The organism is Holdemanella sp. (assembly GCF_056804935.1).
In genome coordinates this window covers 445-2748 of the sequence record NZ_DBMEXE010000216.1, presented here as the reverse complement: position 1 = coordinate 2748, position 2304 = coordinate 445, and the positions used below count along the sequence as shown (strand labels likewise).

The window sequence follows — 2304 nt, the reverse complement described above, 5'->3', positions numbered from 1 at the left end:
GAAGAAGACAAAGAAGAAGAAGACGATGAAGAAGAAGTCGTAGAAGAACCTGCGAAACAAGAAGAAGTAAAACCTGAACCTGTTGTTGCAGAACCACAAGTTCAAGAAGAAGAAGTTGTAAAGCCAGAGCCAATTTTAAAGGAAGCAGCAAGCTCGATTGAAACGGATCCTGAAAACTTTATGAATTCTCCTATTTTTGAAAAGGCGATTATTCAACCTAAACCTAAGAAAACAACAATTTTCCAAGGTTTAGATGTCGATTCGATTGCACAAGAAGAGACAAAACCGAAACAAAAAGTGTATAAATATGATCGTCATAAATCCGTAAAAGTACGTCGTGTTGCCGAAGATTTAGATTATCAACCTGTCATTTCTCCAATCTTTGGAAATGTGGAAGATTCTAAAAAAGAATTTGATAAAGTGCACGATGCGATTACGTTAAACAAACCAGAAGATGAAGATTTCTCAAAGATCTTATCTCCAATGTATGGAACATACTTACCAAGTATGCAGCCTGCGGATTCCATTCCTGAATACAAGGTTGAAGAATCAAAGAAAAATATGAATCTATCTGAAATGTTAGAGAAGCCAAAAAAGGAAACAAACAAACAAGAATCGTTATTTGACAAAGAAGGTGAATAAAATGGCTTATCATTTTATTGGTATTAAAGGAACAGGTATGGCTGCCTTGGCATGTATCTTACATGATGAACATAAAGAAGTCACAGGTAGTGATATCGATAAATATATCTTTACAGAAGATGGATTAAGAGCACGTAATATTCCAATCTATTCATTCAGTCCCGATAACATCAAGGACAATGACACAGTGATCATTGGTTTATCTTTTGATCAAACGCATCCGGAAGTGAAAGCAGCGATGGACAATCCAACTGTAAAAACATATTATTATAATGAATACTTAGGTATTTTATTAGAGTCATACAGTTCTATCTGTGTTGCAGGAACGCATGGTAAGTCCACAACAACAGGTATTTTAGGCCAAGTTCTTTCTTTACAAGATGAATGTGCATACTTAATTGGAGATGGCCATGGCTATATGCCAGAACATGCCAACCATTTTGTACTAGAATCTTGTGAATTTCAAAGACATTTCTTGGCATATCATCCAGATTATGCGATCATCACCAATATTGAATTGGATCATATTGACTATTATAAAGATATGGATGATTATGTATCAGCATTCCAAAGTTTTGCGAACCAAGTCAAAAAAGGCATTGTCATCTTTGGAGATGATGAACACCTTAAAAATCTACACTACAATGTGCCAGTAACTACATATGGTTTAAAGGATGGCAATGATTATCAAGCCATCAATATTGAACAAGGTCCATTTGGTATGCATTTTGATTGTAAGCATAATGGTGAAATTCTAGCTCACGTTGAATTAAATGAAGTGGGAGATGCCTTTATGCAGGATGCCTTAGGATGTTTTGCGCTAGCCCATATGTTAGGTATGCCAGCCGATATCATTGTACAAGGCTTACAAGACTATAAAGGAATCGCTCGTCGATTTGTGATTGATGAAGTCAAGGATAGTGTATTAGTCGATGACTATGCACACCATCCAACAGCGATTCGTCTAATGATTGATGCAGTTCGTAAAAAATATCCAAAAAAGAAAATCGTAGCGTTATATAAACCAGATCGTTATTCACGTCTACAATATTTCTTGGATGACTTTGCGAAGAGTTTAAATACGGCGGATCAAGTATGTTTACTGGATTTCCCTAAAAATGCCGTAAGAGAAGATGAAACAATCACAGTCACAATTCAAGATTTGATGGATCGTTGTCCAAACGCAATCTTATTAGATGTAGATGATGCTTCAGCTGAAAAGTTAAAAACATTAGCTCCTGCAGCCTTCGTCTTTATGTCTAGTAAGGATATCTATTTATTAAGAGATAAATTAGAAAAAATCTTATAAGAGTATCTAAGGATAAAAGCCTATACCTTTTTATAAGGGAATAGGCTTTTTGTTCTGTTTAGACAGAAGAAGTGAAATCATATCCTATGGAAAAACATTGACCTAAGACGAAGCTAAAAACTAGGAAGGGTGGGTAATTTATTTATGAAAAAACCAAAGGTGGCTTTTATCTGCGTACATAATTCGTGTCGTAGTCAAATTGCGGAAGCATTGTCAAAACACCTTTCTTCAAATGTATTTGAAAGCTATTCCGCTGGAACAGAAACAAAACCACAAATCAATCAAGATGCCGTACGTTTAATGAAAGACATGTATCAAATAGACATGGAAAAAACACAATATTCCAAACTGTT

Annotated in this window: 3 protein-coding genes; all 3 read left to right on the top strand. The window is 35.2% G+C overall.

Annotated features, from left to right (window positions below; all coding sequences use genetic code 11):
* The coding region (locus tag ACZQCL_RS08450; RefSeq protein WP_482482776.1) for a hypothetical protein at window positions 1-642 on the top strand (642 nt) is incomplete at its 5' end.
* 1 nt (window position 643) lies between these two features.
* Complete coding sequence (locus tag ACZQCL_RS08445) at window positions 644-1951, top strand: UDP-N-acetylmuramate--L-alanine ligase (RefSeq protein WP_333671551.1); 1308 nt, start codon at window positions 644-646, stop codon at window positions 1949-1951.
* 144 nt (window positions 1952-2095) lie between these two features.
* Window positions 2096-2304, top strand: a 209-nt coding sequence (locus ACZQCL_RS08440) for an arsenate reductase/protein-tyrosine-phosphatase family protein (protein ID WP_482482774.1), incomplete at its 3' end; no start/stop codon positions are given.